Consider the following 20,785-nt stretch of genomic DNA (forward strand, 5'->3'; position numbering starts at 1 on the left):
GGAACAGAAAGGACGACACGTGGACTTCGGATACTCCGCACGCACCGAGCGACTGCTCGAGCAACTGCGGACCTTCATGGAAGAGCACGTCTATCCGGCCGAGGCCGTGTACGACGAGCAGATCAGGTCGAACGACAACCCGCACGAACAGCCGAAGGTCATGCTGGACCTGCAGGCGAAGGCACGGGAACTCGGACTGTGGAACCTCTTCATGACGCACGGCGAATGGGGCGCCGGGCTCACCAACCTCGAGTACGCCCCTCTTGCCGAGATGGTCGGACGGTCGGTGATCGGCAACGAAGCGATCAACTGCTCGGCGCCCGACACCGGCAACATGGAAATCCTGGCCATGTACGGCACCCCGCAACAGCAGTCACGCTGGCTCGCGCCGCTCCTGGACTGCACGATCCGGTCGGCGTTCGCGATGACGGAACCGGAGGTGGCGAGTTCGGACGCCACCAACATCACCTCGACCATCCGCCGCGACGGCGACGAGTACGTCCTGAACGGCCGGAAGTGGTACACCTCGGGCATTCTCGATCCCGACTGCAAGCTCGTCATCTTCATGGGCAAGTCCGATCCCGACGCCCCGACGTACCGGCAGCAGAGCATGATCCTGGTGCCGGCGGATGCTCCCGGCATCGAGGTGCTCCGCGATCTGCCGATGTTCGGCTACCGGGACCGTCTCGGCCACGGCGAGGTCCAGTTCACGGACGTGCGGGTGCCCGCCGACCACATGCTCGGCGCCGAGGGTGACGGTTTCGCGATCGCGCAGGGCCGGCTGGGGCCGGGGCGCATGCACTACGCGATGCGGGCGATCGGCATGGCCGAACGCGCCCTCGAGCTGATGTGCCGACGAACCCTGCAGCGCACCGCGTTCGGTGGACCCCTCGCCGATCGCGGTGTGGTGCGTGAGTGGATTGCGCGGAGCCGGATGGAGATCGACCAGATCCGGCTGCTGGTACTGCAGTCGTCGTGGCTGATGGACACCCGCGGCAACGCCGCGGCCCGCTCGGAGGTCGCCGCGATCAAGGTGGCCGCGATGGAGGTTGCGCATCGCGTGGTCGACCACGCCGTCCAGGCGCACGGCGCCGCGGGCGTGAGTGACGACACGATCCTGGCCCGGCTGTACGCGATCACCCGGGCACTGCAGATCGCCGACGGCCCCAACGAAGTCCATCTGCGCACGATCGCGCGCCTCGAACTGAAGAAGTACGCATGAACACGACACAGGAGTTGACGGGCAAGGTCGCACTGGTCACGGGGGCGACCCGCGGGCTCGGATACGCCATCGCCGGCGGCCTCGCCGCCGCGGGAGCCACCGTGATCGTGTCGAGCCGCAAGGAGGAGGCGTGCGTCTCCGCGGCCCGTGCGATCGTCCGGGACACCGGTGGAATCGCCGAACCGCTCGCACTGCACGTCGGCAGGTGGGACGCGATCGAAACCGCGGTCGACCACATCGTCACCCGATTCGGAAAGCTCGACGTCGTCGTGAACAACGCCGGCATCGCACCCCTGTCACCGACACTGGAGTCGGTGTCCGAGTCGCTGTTCGACAAGACGATCGAGGTCAACCTCAAGGGACCGTTCCGGCTGATGGCGGTGGCCGGCGCCAGGATGAGCGCGGCCGGAGGCGGTTCGATCATCAACATCTCGAGCATCGGCGCGGTGCGGCCCAGCCCGCCCGAGGCGATGTATGCGGCGTCGAAGAACGGCCTCAACGCGCTGACGATGGCGTTCGCGCAGGAATACGCGCCCCGGGTGCGGGTGAACTGCATCATGCCGGGCGGATTCGCGACCGACATGGCTGCCGACTGGGACGACGAGTTCGTCGGCAAGATCGTCGACCGGCTGCCCGCCGGACGGCTGGGGCATCCGGATGAAATCGCCGGCCTCGTCGTGCATCTGGCCGGGGACCGTGCCGGCTACACCACGGGCGCCCTGATCCCGGTCGACGGCGGACGCACCGCCGTCTACTGACGCCCGTGCCACGAACAGGAGTAGGAGCCAACCACATGCAGGTACCCGAGCTGTTCCAGCTGAGCGGTCGCGTCGCCGTCGTCACGGGTGCGTCGTCCGGACTGGGAATGGGATTCGCGCGGACGCTGGCCGCGGCAGGCGCCACCGTCTACGCGGCCGCCCGCCGCATCGATCGGCTCGAGGCACTGGCAGCGGAGGTCGACACCGTGGTCCCGGTCGAATGCGACATCACCGTCGACGCCGACCGCCGCCGCCTCGTCGACCGCGCCCGCGAGCGAACCGGCCACGTCGACGTCCTGGTCAACAATGCCGGCAAGCCCGGACCTCCGAACGCGGAGGACGAAACCGCCGACGGGTTCTCGTCGATCCTCGACGTCAACCTCGCGGCGGGTTTCCATCTGGCCACGTATGCCACGTCGACCGTTCCGGAGGGCGCGGGAATCTCGATCATCAACATCTCCTCGGTGATCGGTCTGGTGTCCACCGCTCCCATCGGCGGTGCGAGCTACGCGGCGTCGAAGGCGGGCATTCTCGGGCTGACCCGCGAGTTGGCGGGTCAGTGGGGCAGGCGGGGCGCCCGTGTCAACGCCGTCGTGCCCGGATGGTTCGATACCGAAATGACGGACGGACTGTTCGGCAACCAGCGCTCGGCCGACTGGGTGCGCCGCAACACGATGCTCGGCCGCGGTGGCCGGGCGGGCGAGGTGGACGGCGCCGTGCTGTTCCTCGCATCGGATGCTTCTTCGTATGTCACCGGACAGGCGCTCGTCGTCGACGGCGGCTGGGCAGCCAGGTAGGCGACGGGACCATGGCCATCGAGATGATGCGTGCAGTGCGCCTGACCACCTGGGGCCGGCCCGTGGAGGTCCAGCGCGTCCCCGTCCCCGAACCGCGGGGCGCCGAACTGCTGATCGAGGTCCGGGCCGCCGGGCTCTGCCGATCCGACCTGCACGTCATGGACGCGCCCGCAGGTGCGTTCGACTACCCGCTCCCGCTCACACTCGGGCACGAGGTGGCCGGGGCCGTGGTCGGCGCGGGCCCGGACGCCGACAGGTCGTGGATCGGCGAGTCCGTGGTGGTCCACGGCGTGTGGTCCTGCGGGGAGTGCCGCAACTGCAGGCGGGGCCGGGAGAACTACTGTCACGACCTGCGTCCGCGGGCGGACGGCAGGCTCGCGGCGATCGGCAACGGTCTCGGGCACGACGGCGGTCTCGCCGAGGCCATGATCGTTCCCTCGGAGCGGTTCGTGGTGCGCACCCGGGGGCTCGCTCCCGAGAGTGCCGCCCCGCTCGCCGATGCCGCCCTGACCGCCTACCACGCGATCCGAACGAACCGGGACCTCGTCGACGGGCACTCGGTCACCGTCGTGGTCGGTGTCGGGGGACTGGGCCATCTCGCGGTCCAGATCCTTCGCGCTCTCGGCGCCGGCACGATCATCGCGGTCGATCCACGCGAGGACTCGCGCGACCTCGCCCTCCGGTTGGGGGCGGACCGGGCGGTGAGCGAGGTGGCCGATTCCGGCACCGAGCCTCGCTCCGCCGACGTGGTGTTCGATTTCGTGGGATCCCCGGACACGATGGAATCGGCCGCGCAGTTGCTCGGCCCCGGTGGCCGCCTGGTGGCCGTGGGCAGCGGGGGCGGCCGGCTCACGGTCGGCAAGGACCTCGGACTGCCCGGCGGCTGGCAGGTCAGCGCCCCGTTCTGGGGAACCCGCGCCGACCTCGAGGCGGTGGTCGACCTCGCGCAACGAGGGCTGCTGAGCGTCGAGTCGACGGCGTACCGATTGGACGACGCCGTCGACGTGTACGACCGGCTGCGCCGCGGAGCGATTCGCGGGCGCGCCGTCCTCGTGCCGTGACCGACGACGTCTGCGCACTACCGCGCACGATGACCGAGAATGACAGTGGTTCGCTGAACAGGAGGATTGCGGGATGTGGGAGTTGGCTCGCGAATTCGTTGCTCGCGCAAAGAATTCGCCCGATGAGATCGCGGTCGTCGACGCCTCGGGCGAGTACACCGCCGCGCGCATCGCCGCGGCGGCGACCGAACTTGCCGCTCTGCTGGACACCGCTCGCGGGGGTTCGCCCACCGTGCTCGTCCAAGCGGACAACAGCTGGCGGACGCTGACCGCGGCACTCGCCGTCGGTCTGCGCGGCGGCGTCGTCGCAGTGTTCAGCAGGCACGCCACCCCGTCGGAGTTCGCCGTGGCCCTGCACGACATCGCACCCGACGTGGTGATCGCCGACCCCGGGTCCCTCGAGCACTGGGGCGCGTCGGACGACCACTTCAGCGAAGAGGCGACCGCGCTGGACGGCTGGTCGATGCGCTGGTCGCGGACACCGGTCAGCGACGTCGCCCGGTGGAACGGCGGGATCGCGATCGCGATGACGTCCGGGTCCACCGGACACCCCAAGTGCGTCGTGCAGTCGGAATCAGCGATCCGCTATGCCTGCCGCTGCACGATCGACGCCGTCGGCCTCGAACCCGGAGACCCGGTTGCCGCGTTCGTCCCGCTGTCGTCGGTGGCCGCATTCTGCTTCGGGCTCTACCTCCCCACGATGCTGGCCGCGCCGATGGTCTGCATGGACGGCTGGAAGCCGGCAGCCGCCCTCGAGGTGGTCAGGAAACACCAGGTCGCCTGGACGATGCTCGTCCCGACGATGGCGCTTCAGCTGGCCGTCGCACCCGACGCGGCGGGCGCGCTGGCCTCGCTGCGGGCGATGACCGTCGGCGGCGGCCCGATGGACGCCGGTGCGCTCGGTCGCGCCGAGCGGATTCTCGGGACGACGTTCCTGCGGGTGTTCGGGATGTCCGAGTGCCTCGGGCACACCACCCCGCTGCCGTCGGACGCGCCGGACATACGCCTCGGACGGGACGGCAGGCCGTTCCCCGGCACCGTTATCCGAGCCGTCGACGAGCAGGGCGCTCCGCTGCCACCGGGGCGGGTGGGCGACGCGCAGGTCAGCGGGCCCTCCCTCTTCGTCGGTTATGCCCGAGCCGGGGTTCCCGCGCCGCCCGGACTCACCGCGGACGGGTTCCTGCCCACCGGCGACCTCGTCGAGATCGCGGACGACGGGAGCATCCGGGTCATGGGGCGGCAGAAGCAGATCATCATCCGCGGGGGCCGCAACATCGACATCAACGAGGTCGAAGCCGCCATCGCCCGCATCCCGACCGTGTCCCAGGTGTGCGTGGTACCGGTGCCGGACGAACTGCTCGGTGAACGCGCCGCAGCCCTCGTCGTGAGCACGGGTGCAGCGATTACCCTCGGTGAGGTGGTTGCGCACCTCGGTGACATCGACTTCCCCAAGTTCAAGTGGCCGGAGTTCGTCTTCACGATCGACGATCTGCCGCAGAACCGGGTCGGCAAGCTGTCTCGACCGGATGCGGTGGACCTCGCAACACGCCTGCTCGCCGGTACCGAGACCACCTGATCTTCACCCGACCTGACCTCAGTTCAGGTAGTCTTACCGGTACCGACCCGACGACAAATGGATGGGGATCCCGTGTCCGTAGAAGCCATGACGCTCCGCGATGGTCCGCGTTCCAAGCGCGGGCTCATCCTCACGGCCGCAATCGAGCGCTTCGGGGAAGTGGGCTTCGAGCACACGAAGTGGGCGTCGATCGCCGACGAGGTCGGTATCGGCCAGACCGCGCTCTACCACTACTTCGAATCCAAGGCGCACTGCCTGCTGACGATCATGCGTCTCGAACTGGCGCAGTCGCTCGAGCGATTCACGACCGCGATCGAGGGCATCGACGACCCGGTCGAGGCGTTGAGCGCCGCCATCACCAGCGCCCTGGAAGCGACCCCCCGCGACGCCCTGCAGCGTCGGATCCTCCAGAGCCACATGGATCTGCTGGCCACACCCCGTCAGTCCGAGAAGGAAGAAGCCGAGCGCCAGACGTCACGTGCGCTGGTGAATTCGATCGAAGAGGCGTGGTCTCTCCTCATCGCGAAGGGGATGGGTGCCGGGGCCTTCGCCGACGCCGATGCGCGTTTGATGGCCCGACTCGTCCTCGGGCTCGTCGTCAGCGTGTGGCGCTGGTACCGGCCCGACGGCGACATGACACTCGACCAGCTCAACCGGCACGTTCGCGACGCCACCCTGCGTATCGTCCGCGGGTGACCCGCGGAGATCGGGGAGTGGCTTTTGCGCACCCTCAATAATTGAACCTAATTCATGTCAGTAATGGAGAGATGATGTACAACTTGATCGTCCTGGCCGCCCGTCCGCACGACTGGAGCCACGAGCAGTTCATCCAGTGGTGGCGCGGTGAGCACGCCGACGTGACCTATCCGCTTCCCGGCCTGCGACGCTGGCAGCACACCGAAGTGCTGGACGCGATGGACGACCGGTCCCGGGAATGGGACGGTGTGTCGATCCTGAGCTTCGACTCCCGCGAGGACCTCGATGCCGCGCTCGCCAGCCCGGAATGGCAAGCCGCAGTGGAGAACGTCGGCAAGATGCGCGGAAAGCGCATCCTCGTCATGGGCGAGGAGAAGACGATGGTCGAAGTGGACAGCGCGACATCATGAGGGCGGGGTGGATGGAGCCGGGCTGCTACGAAGTGGCGCCCGGTGTGCATCGAATACCCCTCCAGATGCCCGGTGACGGTCTCGGGGCCGTGAACGTCTACGCCCTCGAGACCCCGGACGGCCTGGCCCTCGTCGACGGCGGCTGGCGAGTCGGCACCACGTTCGAGGAGATGGAGCGGGCACTGCTCCGGATCGGCCACCGCCCCGACCAGATTCACGACATCTACGTCACCCACGTGCACCGCGACCACTACACGTTCGCCGTCGAACTCCGCCGCCGTCACGGTTCACGCGTCCACCTCGGAGTCGCGGAGGCGGACGGTCTGGCAGCGGTCGGCGCCCTCGGCAGCAACGTTCCGACGGATTCGCTGCACGAACTCCGCCGCGCGGGAGCCCCCGTCCTGGCAGACACCGTCGAGACCCTGACCGCCGCGGAACCGTTCTACCCCGCCGACTGGGAAGAACCCGACCACTGGCTCGCCGCGGGTCCACTCCCGATCGGCCGGCACACCCTCGACGTCGTGCACACCCCGGGCCACACCAAGGGACACATGGTGTTTCACGACGTGGATCAGGGGCTGCTGTTCAGCGGCGACCACGTCCTGCCCTCGATCACGCCGTCGATCGGCTTCGAGTTGGGCGAGTGGGACCTGCCGCTGGGGCGCTACCTCGACTCGCTGTCCCGGTTGCTCGACCGCCCCGATTCGCAGCTCCTGCCGGCACACGGAGATCCGGCACCGAGCGTGCACCGTCGAGTAGAAGAGCTTCTCGCGCACCACGACCAGCGATTCGATGCCATGCGCAACGCGCTGATCTCTCTCGGGCAGGGGACCGCGACCGCCGTGGCACACGTGGTCACCTGGACTCGTCGCGAAAGGCCGTTCACCACGCTCGACCCGTTCAATCAGATGATCGCCACCTGTGAGACCCTCGCGCACCTCGACACCCTGGTCGACCGCGGCCGGCTCACCGTCCGAAAACGAGACGGCCACGACGTCTTCTCGGTCGTCTGAGTCGACGTCGTCTCCGTGCTCTGAGTAGAAAGGATTCCCGTGCAGAGTCGTGAACTCACACTGGCACACCATCCCCAGGGGAGGGTTCGACCGTCGGACTTCCGCCTCGACGTGGTGACGGTTCCCGAAGAACTCGGGCCCGGTGACATTCTCGTGCGCAACTCGTGGTCGTCGATCGACCCGTCCGTCAGGATGCGGCTCGGCCCCACCGGCCCCGCCGGCTACCTGCCGCCGTTCCACATCGGGGAGACGCTGACCGGGTTGGCTGTCGGGGAGGTACTCCGGTCCCGTGCCCCCGGCTTCGAGCCGGGCGACACGGTGCTGCACATCAACGGTTTTCGTGAGTTCGCCGGGATCCGGCAGGACGGTGACACCCTCGCCGGTGCCGGTGGTGTGACGCGACTCGACACCGGCGAGCACCCGCCGCAGGCATATCTCGGAGCGCTCGGCAGCGCCGGGCTCACCGCGTACGTGGGATTGCAGTGCATCGGTGAACTCGCAGGCGGAGACGTCGTGTGGATCTCGTCGGCGGCCGGAGCGGTCGGCAGCCTCGCCGCACAGATTGCCAAGCTCCGAGGTCACTACGTGGTCGGCAGCACGGGATCCACCGAAAAGGTCCGGTTCCTGCTGGAGGAATTGAATCTCGATGCCGCGTTCGACTACCACACGCCGGACCTGACGCGGGCCCTCGACAGTGCGGCACCCGACGGCATCGATCTGTATTTCGACAACGTGGGCGGAACGCATCTCGGGGCCGCCCTGCATCGCCTTCGGCCGGGAGGCCGAGTGGCCATGGCCGGCGCCGTCGCGTCCTACGACGCCGAGACGGCGGCAGCAGGTCCGGACAACCTCTTTCAGATCGTGTCGAAGAGCCTCACGGTGAAGGGTTTCCGGGCCGGTGCCTACGACCACCTGCTCGGCGACATGCGAGCCGAGGTCGGGGCCTATCTCCGCGACGGGCGGCTCGTGGCCGAGGAGACCGTGTTCGACGGTCTCGAGTCGGCGCCGGACGCCATCGTCGCGATGCTGCGCGGCCGCACCGTGGGAAAGACACTGTGCCGTCTGCGGTGACGACCCAGCCGCACAGCAAACCCAGCCGCACAGCAAACCCAGCCGCACAGCAAACATGGCCTCCGCATCGCGCGGAGGCCATGTTCGTCTGCCGGGGTTCAGGCGGCCGTCCACCCGCCGTCGGCGTAGATCTCCGATCCGGTGACGAAGGTGGAGTCGTCGCCGGCGAGGAAGGCGACCGCGGCCGCGATCTCCTCGCCGCGCCCGAGCCGGCCCATCGGCGTGCCGGCCAGCATCTCGCGGTGACGCTCGGTGCCCTCCCACCGTTCGAGCAGCGGTGGCGTCGCGATGAATCCCGGGTGCAGCGAGTTGACCCGCACGCCCGCTTTCGCCCAGTGCAGGGCAGCGTTCTTCGTCATCGTGCGGACGGCGCCCTTGGCGGCCGCATAGGCGATACTGTTGCCCAGGCCACCCACGGTTCCCAGGATCGAGCACATGTTCACGATGGAACCGCCGCCGCTGCGCTCGATGAGGGGGCCCGCATGTTTCATGCCCAGCCACGTGCCGGTCTGGCCGATCCCGATCACACGATCCCAGTGCGCTCGGGTTTCGTCCTCGGCTGTTGCGACACTGCCGATGGCGGCGTTGTTGACCAGGGCGTGCAGTGCGCCGAACGTCCCCTCGACTGCCGCGACGACCGCCTCCCACTGTTCCTCGGAGGAGACGTCGAGGGCGTGCGCGGCATGTCGCTCGGGCCGGGCGAGAGTGCGGAGCAGGTCGTGGCAGGCCGATTCGTCGAGATCGGTGACGACGACGTGGGCGCCTTCGTCGGCAAGCCTGCGGACTATCTCGACGCCGATCCCACCGGTCGCACCCGTCAGCAGGACGACCTTGTCGCGAAGCCGGTCAGGTCCCACACTCATCTGTACTCCTCGTCATTCGTTCGGATCGGGCAGGACATTCCGATATCACAGGTTGCTCAACACGTTCCGGCCACCGACGAGCATCGCGAACACGACGCCGATGCTCGTCACGGCCGTCATGAGCAGCGCCATCGCCGCCACCAGCGGGTACGAACCGTTCTCCCACAGGTCGAACAGCAGTGTGCCCATCACCTGTGTCGTGGCGGCACGGACGAGCAGCGAGGCGGCGAACTCGTGGGTCAGCAGGATGAACATCAAGGCGACGGCACTGAGCACGGTCGGTCTCATCAGCGGCAGAATCACCCGGAGATTGGTGACGAACGGGCTCGCGCCACTGGTCGCCGACGCCTCGGCGTAGGTCTCCCCGAGCGACAGCATCGCCGTCATCTGCATCCGGGTGGAGAACGGCACCATGAGCACGACGTACACGAGGATGATGACCGCTTTGGTGCCGTAGAGGATCAGCGGAGGCTGTGTGTAGGTCAGCAGGAACCCGACACCGAAGATCACCGCCGGAATGCCCAGGGGGAGAGCCGTGATCACGTCACCGATGGTCCCCAGGACCCGGTGCTTGCGGCCTCGTACGAGCAGAGTGGCGGTGAGATAGCCGATCGGCACGCAGATCGCCACTGCGACGACGGAGGTGAGAAGACTGGTGAACACCGAGTCGACGATGCTCGCCGTCTGGAAGAGTGCCCGGAAGTTGTCGAGCGTGAACAGATTCCAGGACAGCGATTCCGACCAGTACGGAGACACCGCCACGATGGCGAGCCCGATCAGCGGAACGACGAGTGCGAGAATCGCGTACACGGAGATCGCGGCGGCGGCCCAGACCGAGCGACCGGTGTTCGGTGCGAACGCTTTTCCGCCGTGGGTGACGAAGCGCTTCTGATTGCCGAGAAGCATCTTCTGCGCGAGCACGACGACGATTCCGAAGATGACGAGCGGTGATCCCGCGGCCGCCGCGGCGGCGAAATCGGCAGGCGACTCCGACACACGGCGGTACATTTCGGTGGTGAGCACCTTCACGCCCGCGTTCTGCCCCAGCAGGAGCGGCCCGGTGAACTGGCCCAGTCCGAGAAGCAGCGCGATTCCGCCGCCGTACACCAGGGACGGGCGAAGCAGGGGAAGCACGACGCGAAAGAACACCCCGAGCGTCGACGAACCGCTGATCTGTGCGGCCTCGAGGTGTTCCGAACTGATGTTCTGCATTCCCGCGCTCACGAACAGGTACACGAACGACGTGAGCCCGAAACCGGTGAGAATGATGATCCACGGGGTGCTGTAGACGTCGATCGGTCCGGAATCCACGGTGTTCCACCAAGGAAGTGTGCGCAGGAGCGCGTTCAGGTACCCCGGCCCCGGAGAGAGGAGGAATGCCCACCCGACCACGTTGGCGACCGCGGGCATCACGATGGGCAGGATGGGAACGATCCGGAGAAAGCTGAGCCGGCGTGGCAGCCTGGTGGCCGCGAACGCGAGTACCGTTCCCAGCACCATCGCGATGGCGAGCGACGTGACGGCGAGGGCGATGGTCGTCCGGATGGTCTGACCGATGTCGTACCGCCCGTACTGGGCCTGATATCCGCGAGCGCCGTCCTCGAACGCCAGCGACTGCAGGCGGAACAGCGGGAGCACGACGAGGTACGCGAGAAACGCCAGCAGCGCGCCGTACCCGAGCCGGGTCCGCCACACCGCGCTGACGACGAGCGGCCGCGCGCCACGGCTCACTGCGACGGTAGCCATCATGCCTCCGATCGGGCTGCGGCCCGGGCGAGTTCGGGAGCGTGCAGATCGACGTGCCCGTCGGGGTGCGGGAACACGCGTAGTGCGTCGGGGGAGAAGCTGACCACCAGAGGAGATCCCGTGGCGGCGCCGCGCAACCAGGGCCCGTGCCGTCCCGCATCCGCGCGCAGGTACAACCGCTCACCGCCGGCATCGACCGTCACGTCGAAATAGCGGCCGCCGTACTCCGAGGTGACGAGTTCACCGGTCAGGCCGACATCGCCCGGGGCGACCTCGTCGAGCGAACGATGCAGAGCCAGGTCGTCGGGGCGCATTCTTCCCAGGGCCGCGTCGCCGCCGATGTGTCCGCCCTGGATGCCCGCCGCATCGAGATCTACCGGGGTGCCCGCGCGCGTCGTCCAGCCCTCGTGCCGCCGGACGAGTTCGAGTCGGTTGGCCATGCCGATGAACGCGGCGACATAGTCGGAGGACGGGGACTCGTAGACCCGCTCCGGGGTGTCGTACTGCTCGATCTTGCCCGCCCTCATGATGGCGAGCCGGTCTCCGAGCGCGAACGCCTCGGCCTGATCGTGGGTGACGAATACGGCTGTGAAGCCGAGACGTTGGTGGAGCTGATGGATCTGGGACCGCACCTGATCGCGCAGTCGCGCATCGAGATTGCTCAGGGGTTCGTCGAACAGCACCAGGTCGGGTTGTGCGACCAATCCGCGCGCCACCGCCACCCGCTGCTGCTGCCCACCGCTGAGCTGGGAGGGATACCGGTCGAGCAGGGCCCCGCAGTCCACCATTCCCGCGGTGGTTTCGACCTGGCCGGAGGCCATGGCGCTCTTCATCCGGCGGACCTTCAACGGGTACCGGATGTTCTCGCGCACCGTCATGTTCGGCCACAGCGCGTAGGACTGGAAGACCATGCCGATGTTGCGCTTGTACGCCGGAACATTGATCCGGGCCGATGCGTCGAAGACGGCGTGGTCCTTGAACGTGATCGACCCGCCCTCGGGTGTCTCGAGGCCGGCGATGCAGCGGAGCGTGGTCGTCTTCCCGCAACCGCTCGGGCCGAGCAGGACGAGGAATTCACCGTCCTCGATGTCGAGGTCGAGTTGGTCGACGATGGTGTTGGACCCGAAGGTCTTGGTCAGGTTGGAAACCCTGAATTGCGATGTCACCTGGCACCTGCTTGGTTGCGAGTGGTTTGTCTGAGAGGGCGTCCGTCCGGGCTCCCGGGTTCGAAGCGTCGGTCGGAGATAAAGTGAATTCAGTTCATTTCAGCGTAGCGGCGGGAAGCCCGGCGGGCAAGGAGTTGCCCGCCGGTCCGTCACGACGACGAGAGCTTGGGAGTCCTGGCGCCCGCCGAGGTTCCACCGTCGATCATGAGATCGGTGCCGGTGACGTAGCTGCTCTCCTCGCCCGCGAGGAACAGGATGGCCTTCGCCACCTCGAGCGGCAGACCCCGGCGCTGCATCGGAATACTTTTCACATACGCATCCATGTCGTCGTCGGCGAAGCCTGCGCCCGCGGTGATGGCCGTGTCGATACTGCCCGGGCACACCGCGTTGACCCGGATGTTCTTCTCCGCGAACTCCAGCGCCGCAACGCGGGTCAGGGCCCGAACGCCGAACTTCGACGCGCCGTACGCACCGAGTTCGGCGGTCGCGAGGACACCGCGCAGCGAGGACAGGTTGACCACCGACCCGCCTGCGGTCATCGCGGCGCCCGCGGCCTGCAGCCCGAGGAACGTGCCCACCAGGTTGAGGTCGATCATGCGGCGCAACTCGGCGAGCGAGGTGTCCATGATCGACGCCTTGGACGCGGCGCCCGCCGAGTTGACGAGAATACGCAGTCGGTGGCCGCGGTCCGCCATCTCGGCGGTCACCCGGGACCAGTCGGCTTCGTCGGTCACGTCCAGATGCCGATAATGGGCTCTCGCACCGAGTTTCGCCGCGACACTGTTGCCCAGGTCGTCGTCGACGTCGCACAGGTACACCGTCGCGCCGTGTGCATGGAAGAGTTCCGCGGTCGCGGCGCCGATCCCTCGTGCCGCACCGGTGACGAGAGCGCAGGTGTCACGCAGTCGCGCGTCGTGTGACGTCACTGGATGAATCGCTTTTCCCAGTCGGCCTGGTATTCGGTGAGCGATTCGGGCGTCAGATCGGACGGGTTGGGCAGTGCGATGTCCTGGGCCCGCGCGACGCTGCCTTCGATGCCGGGAAGAGCGCTCGCGTAGCCGAGCGACAGCGCCTTCTGGCCGGCCGGCGTGACCATGAAGTTCGCCAGTACCTGAGCCGCATTCGGGTGCGGCGCCGCCGACAGGGCGTGCGTGAACCAGGGTGTTCCCCATGGCGGCGTGGGTAGAGCCCAGTCGACGGGCGCACCCGATTCCTTCTCCCGCACCAGCGGTTGCACCACCGGCGTGGCGACGATCTCGCCGGACGTCAAGGCCTGGGCGACTCCCAGTGCGCTCGGGTAGATGCGCGGTTTCAGTTCGGCGAGTTTCTGGAGATAGCCGGGGCCGAAGTTCTTTTCGAAGAAGCGGTAGAAGTCGACGTAGGAGGCGATACCCGACGGGTTGACGATGCCGATCTTGCCCTTCAACGCCGGGTCGAGGAGGTCTTGCGGCTTCTGCAGGCCGCCGGGAAGTGCTGTCGTGTTCCATCCGAGGGAGAACACCGCCGCGCTGGTCAGGAAGAACTTGTCGGAGATGATGCTCTTCTGTGGTTCGTACTCCGGCGCGTCGAACGCCGGGCCGACGAGGTCGGTCGAGTACGTGCCCGACTCCGCGGCCGTCTCGATCCAGGCGGAGTCGGTGAGCATGTGGACGTCGGCCGTGCCGCGTTTCGTCTGATTCTCGACCTCGACCTTCGGGTTGATGTCGGCGTCCGTTCCCCGGACGTATTCGAGGGAGATCTCGGGATACTCCTGCTCGAATGCCACTTTGAGCGCCTCGAGATTGGCGGGATTCTGGCTCGAGTACAGCAGTACGCTGCCTTCGCTCTTGGCTGCGGCGACGACGTCGTCCCACGTGCCCGACACGGGTTGACTGACACCGGACCCGCCGGATCCGCAGGCGGCGGAAGCGAACGCGGCGACCACCGCGACCGCCATCAGCTTTATCGGCACACTTCTCATGGCATGAAAGTCCTTCCGGAATCGGTTCGCCGGATGCGAAACCGTGTATTCGTTTGCGGAGCGAGGGATCGAATGCGCGGCGACGGCCTACGACGAGAGCCTGTGAAGCAGCGCGGCGACCTGATCGGGAATCGTCACCATGGCCATGTGGCCGGATTCGAGAAAGACGGTATCGCCGCCGACGACGGCGGCCGATCGCTCCTGCAGTTCGGGCGGATAGCAGGCGTCCTTCGTCAACCGTACGTATGTGCGGGGTATGTCGGCCCGAAGGCCGGACAGATCGACGGACTCGGTGAGTAACGCGGCGGAGTCGTCGACCAGCTGGTCGATCATCCAGCCGGTCTGCTCGGCGTCCATGTCGTTGCAGAGCATCGCTGTGGCGCCCACAGGATCCTGGCGATAGACACCGCCTCGTACCGACTCTTCCACTGTGGCGCGGACGTCCGGGTCGATCTGGTCGAGCACTCGCGTGCCGTCGGCCGGGACGACGGCGGAGAGGAAGACGACGTGCCGCAGTCGGCCCGCGAGCGCCGGCATGACCGGCGTGGCCGTCACTCCGGCGAATGAATGTGCGACCAGAACGATTTCCTCGAGGTTCGCCGCCTCCACATCCTCGACGACGGCCGCGGTGCAGTCGGCGAGGGTGACGGACCTCAGGTCGGCGGACCGACGTCTGCCCCGTCCGGGGAGATCGACTGCGAGAGTGTCGCCTTCGAGCAACGGCAGGAGTGGGTCCCAGCAGGAGGCGCCCATTCCTGCGCCATGGATGAGAACGAACGACATGATTCCCCTCAACTTGAACTGATATCAGTTTGAATCTAAAGAAGTTGCCGTGTGATGTCAATCACCTGCTAGCGTGAAGTGAATCCAGTTCAGTTAGGAGCATTCATGACGTCTCCACGTGCTGCTCGGCCGTTGCAGCTCGGCCCGCTCCGGTTGGCGAACCGTCTCGTCGGGACGGCGCACGCCTCGGGAGCCGTCGCCGGCGGTGTCCCGTCGCCCGGCGACGCAGATTACTGGCGCCGCCGGGCGGCGGGCGGGGCGGCGATGCTGATCGTCGGCGGCACCGTGGTGTCACCGAACTCGGCCAACCGCAACGGCAACATCACCGAGGCCTGGCGTCCGGACGTCGTCGCAGGCCTCGAGGCCCGGGCGCGGGCGATCACCGAGGAGGGGGCCGTGGCGGCGTGCCAGTTGGTGCACCTCGGTCGTGAAACGCTCGGCGCCGAACTGTGGAGCCATCCCGTGGCACCGACCGTCGTCCGCTCGCCTCGCGAACCGACACGTCCCCGCGCACTCGGGCCCGCCGAAGTCGACGGGATCGTCGACGCCTTCCGCGCATCCGCTGTTCACGCGTGGTCCGCGGGATTCCCCGTCGTCGAACTGCACGCAGCCCACGGATACCTGCTGGCGCAGTTCCTCTCGCCGGTCACCAACTTCGGCCCCGACGCCGCGACGGTCTCGCAGCGGGTGCGGATCCTCGACCGCATCGCGGCCGCGATCCGCGACGCGTGTCCCGGTCTCGTCCTCGGTGTGCGCGTCTCCGCCGAAGGGGGCGAAGAGGCCGGCCTCGGCATGGACGGGCTGTGCGAGCTCCTTCCGCACCTCTCCGGCTTCGACTACGTTAACGTCACCGTCGGCGTCCGCACCACCTACGTCCGGGACATGGCCGTCACCGACCCGCCACTGCTCGACGCGGTCGGACGGTTGCGCGCGGCCGTCGCGACACCGCTGCTCGTGTCGCAGTCCTTCCGCACCGGCGCGTCCATCGACGCCGCCCTGCGGTCGGGTGCCGACCTCGTCGGCGTGGCACGACCGCTGATCGCGGACCCGCACTTCCCGCGGAAGATGCTGACCGGCCGGGAATCCGCGATCCGCCCGTGCGTGTCCTGCAACGAGGACTGCCGGGCGTTCGACCCGGTCCTGCTCTGCTCGGTCAATCCGGAACTCGCTCCGCCGGGCGAGTCCGCGCGCCCGGCGTACCCGCTGACCCTGGGCCCGACGCGCCGGTCCACGGACCGGCGCCGGATCGCCGTCGTCGGTGCGGGCCCGGCCGGTCTCGAGTGCGCGATGCGACTCCGGTCCGACCACGACGTCACCCTCTTCGAGGGCCGCGACCGGATCGGGGGTCAGCTCGCGATCGCCGCGGATGCACCGCACCGCAGCGGCTGGCGTCGCCTCCTCGACTACTACTCCGGCAACCTGTCGGGGGTGACGATCCGGCTGGGCCACCGGGTGAGTGCCGCTGAGCTGGAGGGCTTCGACGACGTGGTCCTGGCGGTCGGGGCCGAGGAGGCGCTGCCCCGTGAAGCGGCGGGAACGACGTCGCTGCTCACGTCGCAGGCACTGGCCGGGGGAGGGGAGCCTTTGCGCGGCGCCGGCCACGTCGTCGTGGTCGACGACGGATTCGGCCTCTGGCCCGCGGCGAGTTCGGTCGAAGCCGCACTCGCCGCCGGTGCGGGCCTCGTGACGGTCCTGACGCCGGCCGCGGCCTTCGCGTCGGGCCTCCCCGCAGAGGGGCGCGTGCAGTACCTGCGCCGGCTGTCGGGCCAACCGGTCGACGTGCGCGTGCTGTCGTCGATCGTCGCGGTCTCCGACGGCTCGGTCGAGTTCGAGAGCACGCTGTCGGGGGCGAGGACCCGCCTCGACGCCGACCGGGTCGTCGTCGCCGGCGAGCGGCGCTCGGCCGACTGGTCGCTCCTCGCGCCCGGCAACCCACGCGTGCACGTCATCGGCGATGCGCTCGTCCCACGCAAGGTCGCACACGCCGTCGCCGAAGGTCATGCTGTCGCCCGTGAGTACTTGTTAACCGCGGGCGGTTAACAAGTACTCACGGGGGTGGCGGTGTGGTTGCGCTCACACTCGTCGTCCCATAGGTTACTGAACTGAAGTCAACTCAATTTGAACCGGCCGCCCTCGGAGGCATCGTGGATCAGTTGTTCATCACCTTGACCACCGGCATCGCCAACGGTGCCGTGTACGGTCTCATCGGACTCGGATTGGTCATCATCTTCCGATCGACCGACGTCATGAATTTCGCAATGGCATCGCTGTCCACTCTCGCCATCTACGTTGCTCTCAGTGCGTACGGGGCCGGCGTGGGCATCGTCGTCGCACTGGTCGTCGCGGTCGTTTTCGGAGCCCTCAGCGGAGTCGTGGTGCGGGAAGCGCTGATCCGTCCACTGGGGCAGGGAAAGCTCTTCGCCGCGCTCGTCGTCACGATGGGCTTGTCGATCATCGTCGAGCATCTGATCGGCCAGTACTGGGGAGAGCAGCCGCGACGATTCCCGCAGCTCGTCGACGGCACGATCTCGATCGGCAACTCGAACCTGATGCTGCAGGACATCGCCACGATCGTCCTCGCCGCGCTGGCCGTGTCGGCCATTGCGTACCTCTTCACGCGCACGCCGCTCGGATCTGCGATGCGCGCGGTCGCCGAATCCGCCGAGACCGCCGAGATCATGGGCATCAACGCGCACAAGGTCGCGCGGACCGCCTGGGCTCTCGGCATGGCGCTGGCGGTGCTGGGAGTCTTCCTGTACGCCCCGAAGACCGGGGTGTCGCCGGTGATCCTCGCCCCCGTGTTGTTCCGTGCCTTCGCAGGCATCCTGCTCGGTGGTCTCACCAGCATGTACGGCGCCGTCATCGGTGGGCTCATCATCGGTGTCCTGGACAACCTCGCTGCAGCCTATATCTCCGCCGGCTTCCGCGACACCTTCGTCTTCTGCGTGGCTGTGCTCGTGCTGCTCATTCGTCCCCAGGGCATCTTCGGCCGCCAAACCTTCGAGAGGGTCTGATATCCATGGTCACAAAAGACATCTCGGCCCCGCCCGCCGGACGCGCCGCCCAGCGGCTGTACGGCGCCGGTCAGCTTCTCGGCGGCCCGGCTGCCGCGCTCCTCACGCTGGTGGTGCTGTCCTCCGGACTCGTACCGGGCTACCAGATGTACACGGTCGGACTCGCTGCCGTGTACGGACTGATCGTCCTGTCCATCTCGCTGCTCGCCGGGTGGACGGGCATCTGGTCGATCGGGCACCCCGCAATGGTTGCGATCGGCGCGTATGCAACCGCCTACGGCAGCAGTCACGGTTGGGGACTTGCCTTCACATCCGTTGTCGCCGTTGTCTTGTGCGCACTGCTGGGAGGATTCCTCGGTTTCGCCGGCTCCCGCTTCTCCGTGCTGTACGTCGCCCTTCTGACGTTGGCGTTCACCTTGGTGATCCTCGAGATCATCGGTGCGTGGAAGAGCGTCACCGGCGGCGACCAGGGAGTGCCGGTCGAGACGTTCGAGACCGCGCTCGGCGACCTCGTTCCGTCGTCCGACGAAGTCACCTACCTGGCCGTCGGAATTCTCGGTCTCGCGATCGCGGTGTCGGTGTTCCTGCGCCGCACGACCATCCGTATGCGTATGGTCGCCGCCAAGACGCACCCCCTGGCGGGCAGATCGATCGGGATCGCTCCCGAATTGCAGTCGAGCCTCGGCTTCGCGATCAGTGCGGGTGTCGCGGGCCTGTCCGGTGTGCTACTCGCCTTGCTGTCGGGTTTCATCAGCCCGGAAGGCTTCTCGATGGTGTTCGCGGTCAACCTGATTGCCGCCACCGTCCTCGGCGGGACCGGCAGTGTGATCGGCGCCGTTCTCGGCGGCGCGTTCCTGGCGTCCGCACCGACCTTGGCGTCGTCGCTGTCGATCGACCAGCCCTACCTGATCGGGGGTGTCCTGATTCTCACCCTGCTGTTCCTCGCCGATGGAATCGTCCCGACGGCCGGGAAGCTGTTGCGCCGATTCGTCCCGGTCACCCGGGCACTCGGCCGCCCGGCGCGGTCCCTCTCGGGACCCGACCTCGTCGACACTGCGGGATCGGGCGCGAACCAGCGGGCCGATGCCGCCGAGGCGGCTGTGCTGAGGACGGAGGCGCTCGGTGTTCGATTCGGCGGTCTTCAGGCCGTGCACGATATCGCTCTCCGCGTCGGTGCGGGTGAGGTGCTCGCGATCATCGGGCCGAACGGGGCCGGCAAGACCACGTTCGTCAACGCCCTGTGCGGCCTGATCGGTGGCGGTGAACTCGAGGGGGCGATGGAACTCGGTGGCCGACCGCTGAACGGCGTACGGGCGACTCGTCGAGTTCGCTCGGCCTCGGCCGGACATTTCAGCATGCCGAACTTTTCGCGGAACTGACCGTTCTCGAGAATGTCAGTGTCGTCAACCGCTGGGAGCGCCGTGCCGATCGCGACTCTGCGTTGCGGGTACTCGCAAGTGTCGGGTTGGCCGAGCACGTGCACCGACTCCCCGGAGAACTGCCGTTCGGGCTGCAGAAGCGGGTCGATCTGGCCCGCGCGGTCGCGGCGCTGGCCGACAACTCGCGATTGATGGTTCTCGACGAACCGTTCGGTGGCCTCGACGCGGACGAACGTCGGACCCTCGCAGAACACATCCGCCGGCTCTCGGAGTCCGGCACCTCCGTGGTCATCATCGACCACGTCCTCGACGACCTGTTCGCCGTCGCGGATCGGGTGGTGGCGTTCGACTTCGGTGAGCTGATCGCCGATGGAACCCCGGACACCGTTCTCCAGAACCACACGGTCCGCGACTCGTATCTCGGAAACATCGACACCACACTGATCGCCCCCGGCATCGACCGAGCGGCGACGCCGTTGATCTCCGTGCGGGGGATCGAGCACCACTACGCGGGTGTACGGGCGTTGTCCGGCATCGATCTCGACGTCCACGCGGGCGGCATCCTCGGCATCGTGGGCGCGAACGGCGCCGGCAAGAGCACCCTGGGCCGGATCCTGCACGGCGACTTGCACTCGACCGGCGGTAGCCGGACGGTCACTGGCACAGATGCGCTGCGGCTCAGCCTGGTTCCCGAGGGGCGTGCCTTGTTCCGCACCCTGTCGGTGCGCGAGAACCTCGAGGTCGCGGCGTACGCCGCAGGAATCTCCGGCCGCCGGTTGCGCACTCGGCTCGAAGAGTTGCAGCACGGACTCCCCGAACGGGTCCGCACCCGCATGAACATCCCGGCAGGCTCGCTGTCCGGCGGCGAACAACAGCTTGTCGCCATCGCCCGTGCGCTGATGGCCGACCCCGAAGTTCTGATCCTCGACGAACCCGCGCTGGGTCTGTCCCCGGCCATGGTCGACGAGGTCTATTCGCAGGTCAATGCTCTGGCACGTCGGGGCATCACGACCATCCTGCTCGACCAGTCCCTCGCCCGCGCGCTCGAATCCTGCAGTGAGATCGTTGTTCTCCGCCAAGGTGAGGTCGTCGCGCGCGGCAACAGCGGCACGCCGGGATTCGGTCAGATCGCGGAGGCAGCGTACTTCGGTACCGAGATCCCCGCGCACATCGGGGAAGTGTTCGTACCGAAGCCGTGACGGCCGTGGGCGTTCCGCGAAGCTGAATCACCGTCCCGATCGATCAGGCTCGGAGAAAAGGAGAACAGAGA

General features: G+C 67.7%; 19 protein-coding genes. 13 read left to right on the plus strand and 6 right to left on the minus strand.

From position 1 onward, the window contains the following. Positions 1 to 19: 19 nt before the first annotated feature. The 9 genes from P3H15_RS26820 (at position 20) to P3H15_RS26860 (ending at position 8,604) form a co-directional block, all read left to right on the plus strand. Positions 20 to 1,222, plus strand: coding sequence for an acyl-CoA dehydrogenase family protein (locus P3H15_RS26820; RefSeq protein ID WP_276140013.1), 1,203 nt, complete (start codon positions 20 to 22; stop codon positions 1,220 to 1,222). After that, positions 1,219 to 1,980: an SDR family NAD(P)-dependent oxidoreductase gene (locus tag P3H15_RS26825; RefSeq protein ID WP_276140014.1), complete on the plus strand. Its 762-nt coding sequence runs from the start codon at positions 1,219 to 1,221 to the stop codon at positions 1,978 to 1,980. Before P3H15_RS26820 ends, P3H15_RS26825 begins: the two co-directional genes overlap by 4 nt. 35 nt (positions 1,981 to 2,015) lie before the next feature. Then, positions 2,016 to 2,777, plus strand: a complete 762-nt coding sequence (locus P3H15_RS26830) for an SDR family NAD(P)-dependent oxidoreductase (protein ID WP_276140015.1) — start codon at positions 2,016 to 2,018, stop codon at positions 2,775 to 2,777. Between the two features lie 11 nt (positions 2,778 to 2,788). Beyond that, complete coding sequence (locus tag P3H15_RS26835; RefSeq protein WP_276140016.1) at positions 2,789 to 3,838, plus strand: NAD(P)-dependent alcohol dehydrogenase; 1,050 nt, start codon at positions 2,789 to 2,791, stop codon at positions 3,836 to 3,838. A gap of 73 nt (positions 3,839 to 3,911) precedes the next feature. Then, positions 3,912 to 5,414, plus strand: coding sequence for a class I adenylate-forming enzyme family protein (locus P3H15_RS26840; protein WP_276140017.1), 1,503 nt, complete (start codon positions 3,912 to 3,914; stop codon positions 5,412 to 5,414). An 87-nt stretch (positions 5,415 to 5,501) separates the two neighbouring features. Next, the gene (locus tag P3H15_RS26845) at positions 5,502 to 6,110 is read left to right on the plus strand and encodes a TetR/AcrR family transcriptional regulator (protein ID WP_276140051.1); all 609 of its coding nucleotides are present in this window, start codon (positions 5,502 to 5,504) and stop codon (positions 6,108 to 6,110) included. Positions 6,111 to 6,184: 74 nt separating this feature from the next. Next, positions 6,185 to 6,520 carry an EthD family reductase gene (locus P3H15_RS26850; protein ID WP_174705508.1) on the plus strand — a complete coding sequence of 112 codons (336 nt, stop codon included), beginning with the start codon at positions 6,185 to 6,187 and terminating at the stop codon, positions 6,518 to 6,520. A gap of 11 nt (positions 6,521 to 6,531) precedes the next feature. Next, the gene (locus P3H15_RS26855) at positions 6,532 to 7,533 is read left to right on the plus strand and encodes an MBL fold metallo-hydrolase (RefSeq protein ID WP_276140052.1); all 1,002 of its coding nucleotides are present in this window, start codon (positions 6,532 to 6,534) and stop codon (positions 7,531 to 7,533) included. 39 nt (positions 7,534 to 7,572) lie between these two features. Beyond that, the gene (locus P3H15_RS26860) at positions 7,573 to 8,604 is read left to right on the plus strand and encodes an NADP-dependent oxidoreductase (RefSeq protein ID WP_276140018.1); all 1,032 of its coding nucleotides are present in this window, start codon (positions 7,573 to 7,575) and stop codon (positions 8,602 to 8,604) included. A gap of 98 nt (positions 8,605 to 8,702) precedes the next feature. On the opposite strand, the gene P3H15_RS26865 is transcribed toward P3H15_RS26860, so the two are convergent. From P3H15_RS26865 to P3H15_RS26890, 6 genes are all read right to left on the minus strand, one after another. Further along, the gene (locus P3H15_RS26865; RefSeq protein WP_276140019.1) at positions 8,703 to 9,467 is read right to left on the minus strand and encodes an SDR family NAD(P)-dependent oxidoreductase; all 765 of its coding nucleotides are present in this window, start codon (positions 9,465 to 9,467) and stop codon (positions 8,703 to 8,705) included. A gap of 45 nt (positions 9,468 to 9,512) precedes the next feature. Further along, positions 9,513 to 11,213, minus strand: coding sequence for an iron ABC transporter permease (locus P3H15_RS26870; RefSeq protein ID WP_276140053.1), 1,701 nt, complete (start codon positions 11,211 to 11,213; stop codon positions 9,513 to 9,515). Next, positions 11,213 to 12,379, minus strand: coding sequence for an ABC transporter ATP-binding protein (locus P3H15_RS26875; RefSeq protein ID WP_276140020.1), 1,167 nt, complete (start codon positions 12,377 to 12,379; stop codon positions 11,213 to 11,215). The genes P3H15_RS26870 and P3H15_RS26875 overlap by 1 nt, the downstream gene beginning before the upstream one ends. Before the next feature lie 149 nt (positions 12,380 to 12,528). Next, the gene (locus tag P3H15_RS26880) at positions 12,529 to 13,305 is read right to left on the minus strand and encodes an SDR family NAD(P)-dependent oxidoreductase (RefSeq protein ID WP_276140021.1); all 777 of its coding nucleotides are present in this window, start codon (positions 13,303 to 13,305) and stop codon (positions 12,529 to 12,531) included. Beyond that, positions 13,302 to 14,339, minus strand: coding sequence for an ABC transporter substrate-binding protein (locus tag P3H15_RS26885; RefSeq protein WP_276140022.1), 1,038 nt, complete (start codon positions 14,337 to 14,339; stop codon positions 13,302 to 13,304). Before P3H15_RS26885 ends, P3H15_RS26880 begins: the two co-directional genes overlap by 4 nt. 87 nt (positions 14,340 to 14,426) lie before the next feature. Further along, positions 14,427 to 15,122 carry an alpha/beta fold hydrolase gene (locus tag P3H15_RS26890; RefSeq protein ID WP_276140023.1) on the minus strand — a complete coding sequence of 232 codons (696 nt, stop codon included), beginning with the start codon at positions 15,120 to 15,122 and terminating at the stop codon, positions 14,427 to 14,429. A 105-nt stretch (positions 15,123 to 15,227) separates the two neighbouring features. Between P3H15_RS26890 and P3H15_RS26895 the strand changes: the two genes are divergently transcribed. The 4 genes from P3H15_RS26895 to P3H15_RS26910 all read left to right on the plus strand — a co-directional run bounded on the left by P3H15_RS26895 (position 15,228) and on the right by P3H15_RS26910 (position 20,714). Further along, on the plus strand, positions 15,228 to 17,162 hold the full coding sequence (locus P3H15_RS26895) for an FAD-dependent oxidoreductase (RefSeq protein ID WP_276140024.1): 1,935 nt from the start codon (positions 15,228 to 15,230) through the stop codon (positions 17,160 to 17,162). A 104-nt stretch (positions 17,163 to 17,266) separates the two neighbouring features. Then, positions 17,267 to 18,136, plus strand: a complete 870-nt coding sequence (locus P3H15_RS26900) for a branched-chain amino acid ABC transporter permease (protein WP_276140025.1) — start codon at positions 17,267 to 17,269, stop codon at positions 18,134 to 18,136. Positions 18,137 to 18,141: 5 nt separating this feature from the next. Beyond that, positions 18,142 to 19,515: a branched-chain amino acid ABC transporter permease gene (locus P3H15_RS26905; RefSeq protein ID WP_276140026.1), complete on the plus strand. Its 1,374-nt coding sequence runs from the start codon at positions 18,142 to 18,144 to the stop codon at positions 19,513 to 19,515. Continuing rightward, the gene (locus P3H15_RS26910; protein ID WP_276140054.1) at positions 19,512 to 20,714 is read left to right on the plus strand and encodes an ATP-binding cassette domain-containing protein; all 1,203 of its coding nucleotides are present in this window, start codon (positions 19,512 to 19,514) and stop codon (positions 20,712 to 20,714) included. The genes P3H15_RS26905 and P3H15_RS26910 overlap by 4 nt, the downstream gene beginning before the upstream one ends. Positions 20,715 to 20,785: the final 71 nt, after the last annotated feature.

Source organism: Rhodococcus sp. T2V (assembly GCF_029269925.1).
Lineage (GTDB): Bacteria > Actinomycetota > Actinomycetes > Mycobacteriales > Mycobacteriaceae > Rhodococcus_F > Rhodococcus_F koreensis.